This window comes from Streptomyces sp. NPDC054834, from assembly GCF_053611185.1.
The window spans coordinates 1-3,860 of record NZ_JBSGZV010000109.1 but is presented as its reverse complement, the minus strand read 5'-3'; the positions used below and the strand labels follow the sequence as shown (position 1 = coordinate 3,860).

4 protein-coding genes are annotated in these 3,860 nt (G+C 70.9%); 1 reads left to right on the top strand and 3 read right to left on the bottom strand.

All coding sequences use genetic code 11. The annotated features are described in order from the left end of the window. The 3 genes from ACWGJM_RS48910 to ACWGJM_RS48900 all read right to left on the bottom strand — a co-directional run. A partial coding sequence (locus tag ACWGJM_RS48910) for a beta-ketoacyl synthase N-terminal-like domain-containing protein (protein ID WP_453418262.1) occupies window positions 1–1,043 on the bottom strand: 1,043 nt, incomplete at its 3' end. 93 nt (window positions 1,044–1,136) lie between these two features. Continuing rightward, window positions 1,137–1,340 carry a ferredoxin gene (locus ACWGJM_RS48905; RefSeq protein ID WP_453418261.1) on the bottom strand — a complete coding sequence of 68 codons (204 nt, stop codon included), beginning with the start codon at window positions 1,338–1,340 and terminating at the stop codon, window positions 1,137–1,139. Next, complete coding sequence (locus ACWGJM_RS48900) at window positions 1,337–2,551, bottom strand: cytochrome P450 (protein WP_453418260.1); 1,215 nt, start codon at window positions 2,549–2,551, stop codon at window positions 1,337–1,339. The genes ACWGJM_RS48905 and ACWGJM_RS48900 overlap by 4 nt, the downstream gene beginning before the upstream one ends. A gap of 266 nt (window positions 2,552–2,817) precedes the next feature. On the opposite strand from ACWGJM_RS48900, the gene ACWGJM_RS48895 reads away from it, so the two are divergent. After that, a partial coding sequence (locus tag ACWGJM_RS48895) for a beta-ketoacyl synthase N-terminal-like domain-containing protein (protein ID WP_453418259.1) occupies window positions 2,818–3,860 on the top strand: 1,043 nt, incomplete at its 3' end.

Below are 3,860 nucleotides of genomic sequence, written 5' to 3'. Positions count from 1 at the left end.
CCCAGCTTCGTACCCGTGCCGTGCGCCTCCACCGCGTCCACGTCCGCCGCCGTCAGCCGGGCGTTGGCCAGGGCCTGCCGGATCACCCGCTGCTGGGACGGACCGTTCGGCGCGGTCAGGCCGCTGCTCGCGCCGTCCTGGTTGACGGCGCTGCCGCGGACCACGGCGAGGACGGGGTGTCCCTTGCGCTGGGCGTCGGAGAGGCGCTCCAGCAGGACGAGGCCGACGCCCTCGCCCCAGCCGGTGCCGTCGGCGGACTCGGCGAAGGCCTTGCAGCGGCCGTCGGCGGAGAGTCCGCGCTGGCGGCTGAACTCCACGAAGGTGCTGGGGGTCGACATGACCGCGACCCCGCCGGCGAGGGCGAGGGAGCACTCGCCCTTGCGCAGCGCCTGCACCGCGAGGTGCAGGGCGACGAGGGAGGAGGAGCAGGCCGTGTCGACGGTGATCGCCGGGCCCTCCAGACCGAGGGTGTACGCGACGCGGCCGGAGGCGACGCTGCCGAGGCTGCCGCTGACGAGGTAGCCCTCGAAGCTCTCCGGTGCCGGGGTGAGGCGGGAGGCGTAGTCGTTGTACATGACGCCGGCGTAGACGCCGGTGTCGCTGCCGCGCAGGGTGCGCGGGTCGATGCCGGCCCGTTCCAGTGCCTCCCAGGAGGTCTCCAGGAGCAGCCGCTGCTGCGGATCCATGGCCAGGGCCTCGCGCGGGCTGATGCCGAAGAAGTCCGGGTCGAACTCGGCGGCGTCGTAGAGGAAACCGCCCTTCCGCGTGGTCGACTTGCCCTTCGCGTCCGGGTCGGGGTCGTACAGGTCCTCAGCCCATCCCCGGTCGGAGGGGAACTCCCCGACCGCGTCCACCCCGTCGGAGACCAGGTTCCACAGTCCCTCGGGCGAGTCGACGCCGCCGGGATAGCGGCACGCCATGGCCACGATCGCCAGCGGCTCGTGGTTCCTCGCGTCGAGCTCGGACAGCTGGCGGCGGGCCTGCCGCAGGTCGGCGGTCGCCCGCTTGAGGTACTCGCGGAACTTGTCTTCGTTGCTGGCCACTGCGGAGAACCTTTCGGGGCAGCCGGACGGGAGCGTCAGTGTGCGGAAAGGGGGCGGGTGACTCCTCGGGTCACTCCTCGGGTCACTCCTCGGTCAGTCCTCGATGACCCGGATGGCGAGCGAGGGGCAGCGGCGGGCCGCGTCGCGGGCCTCGTCGTGGTGCTCGGGACCCGGCTCCGGCTGGAGCGCGAAGGCGATGCCGTCCTCGTCGCGCTGGTCGAAGAGATCGGGCGCCACCAGGACACACATGGACGAGGCACAGCACTCGGCCTGATCGACGACGATGCGGAGCGTCACCAGGTCACCTCCAGGGTGTGGATGCCGTACACGGTCGAGTCCTTGTACGGGAGTCGGTCGACCGGGGTCACCAGACGCAGCCCCGGGATGCGGGCGAAGAGGGTGTTGAAGACGATCTCCAGCTCCGCGCGGGCCAGGTTCTGGCCGAGGCACGCGTGGACGCCGAAACCGAAGGCGACATGGCCGGCCGTGTTGCGGCGCAGGTCGAGCCGATCGGGGTCGGGGAAGACCTCGGGGTCGTGGTTGGCGGCGGCCCCCGACGCGATGAACCCCTCGTTCGCGCGAATGAGGACACCGCCGACCTCGGTGTCCTCCAGCAGGACGCGGGAGGTCGGATAGTCGACGATGCTCAGGTAACGCAGCAGTTCCTCGACGGCCTGCGGCATCAGGGACGGGTCGGCGACGAGCGCGGCGAGCTCGGCCGGGTCGCCGTCCAGCAGCGTGGCGACGCCCAGGGAGATCATGTTCGCCGTCGTCTCGTGCCCGGCGAGCAGGAGCAGCATCGCGAAGCCGGTCAGGTGCTCGTGGTCGTAGCGGCCCGCCTCGCGGTACTTCACCGCGAGCCGGCTCAGCAGCGCGTCGTCCGGTTGGGTGTCCTTACTGGTCACCAGCTCGCCGAGGAACGTGCGCAGCGCGGCGAACGCACCCTCGCGGTCCGCCGCCGTACTGGTGCGGTCGAGCAGCACCTCGGTGTTCTTCTGGAACAGGCTCCGTGACTCGTAAGGAACGCCGAGCAGTTCGCAGATCACCAGCGAGGGGACCGGCAGCGACAGCTCCTGCACCAGGTCGACGGGCCGGCCCGAGGCGCCGGCGGCCAGCACGCGGTCCACGCACTCGTCCGCGATCTCCTGGATGCGCGGCCGCAGCCTGCGGGTGCGGTTGGCCGTGAACTCGCCCGTCACCATGCGGCGGTGCAGCGCGTGCTCCGGGGCGTCCATGGACAGCAGGAACCCCTTCTGGGCGAAGGCCTGCGTGTTGGCGACGGTGGCGGGGAAGGCGGGGTGCGCCCGGTTGGAGCTGGTCGCGGAGTTGCTCAGCAGGTCCCGTACGTCCTGGTGCCGGGTGAGCAGCCAGGCCGTCCTGCCGTCCTGGAGACGCACCTGGGAGACCGGCCGCTCGGCCCGCAGCCGCGCGTATTCCGAAGGGGGGCCGAAAGGGCAGGAGCGGGGCATCGGAAAAGGCGGTGCCTCGTTATTCTCACCATCGGTCATGGGAACAGGCCTCCCGCTCGGACGTGTTACGGGCGTACGGTGGGCACGCGAAATTCCCGGGCAGGGTATGAATGATTCCTAAACTGCCACTAAAAGTCGGCCGTGGGCCCAAGAGGCCTGCGGAAAACCCCCGCCACCAGCCGCTTTAGTGCCGGAAAAGAAGAAACCAAGCCCCCTTGCGAAAGTTTGACGGTGCGTACGAGTGAGCGCATGTCAGCGACGCCTGCGGCACCGGCACCTGATCGTCCGAGGGGGATGGCTCTTACATGCCGAACGAAGAGAAGCTTCGCGAATACCTCAAGCGTGTAACGGCCGACCTCCAGCAGACCCGTCGCCGGCTGGCCGATGCCGAGGGGCGGGACCGCGAGCCGATCGCCATCGTCGGCATGGCATGCCGCTTTCCGGGCGGCGTGGAATCACCCGAAGAACTGTGGAAACTGGTCGCCGAAGGCGCCGACGCCATCGGTGAATTCCCCACCGACCGCGGCTGGGACCTGGAACGCGTCTACGACCCCGACCCCGAGTCGGCCGGCCACTCCTACACCCGGCACGGCGGTTTCCTCCACGACGCCCCCGAGTTCGACGCGGACTTCTTCGGCATCAGCCCGCGCGAGGCGCTGGCCATGGATCCGCAGCAGCGGCTGCTCCTGGAGACCTCCTGGGAGACCCTGGAACGCGCGGGACTGACCCCGGCCGCCCTGCGCGGATCCGACACCGGCGTCTTCGTGGGCGCCATCCCGCAGGACTACGCGCCCGGCGTGCACGACGTTCCCGCCGAGGTCGAGGGCTACGTCGGCTCCGGCGTGCTCACCAGCGTCGCCTCCGGCCGTGTCGCCTACACCCTGGGCCTCGAGGGCCCGGCGATCACCGTCGACACGGCCTGCTCCTCCTCCCTCGTCGCCCTGCACCTCGCGGTGCAGGCGCTGCGCAAGGGTGAGTGCTCCCTCGCCCTCGCCGGCGGCGTCACCGTCATGTCCGCCCCGCGCATCTACATCGAGTTCAGCCGCCAGCGCGGCCTGTCCCCCGACGGCCGCTGCCGCGCCTTCTCCTCCGACGCCGACGGCACCGGATTCTCCGAGGGCGTCGGCATGCTCCTCGTCGAACGCCTCTCCGACGCCCTGCGCAACGGCCACGACGTGCTGGCCGTCATCCGGGGCAGCGCGGTCAACCAGGACGGCGCGTCCAACGGCCTGACCGCGCCGAACGGTCCCTCGCAGCAGCGGGTGATCCGGCAGGCCCTGGCCAACGCCCGGCTGACGGCGGCGGACGTGGACGCGGTGGAGGCGCACGGCACGGGTACGAAGCTGGG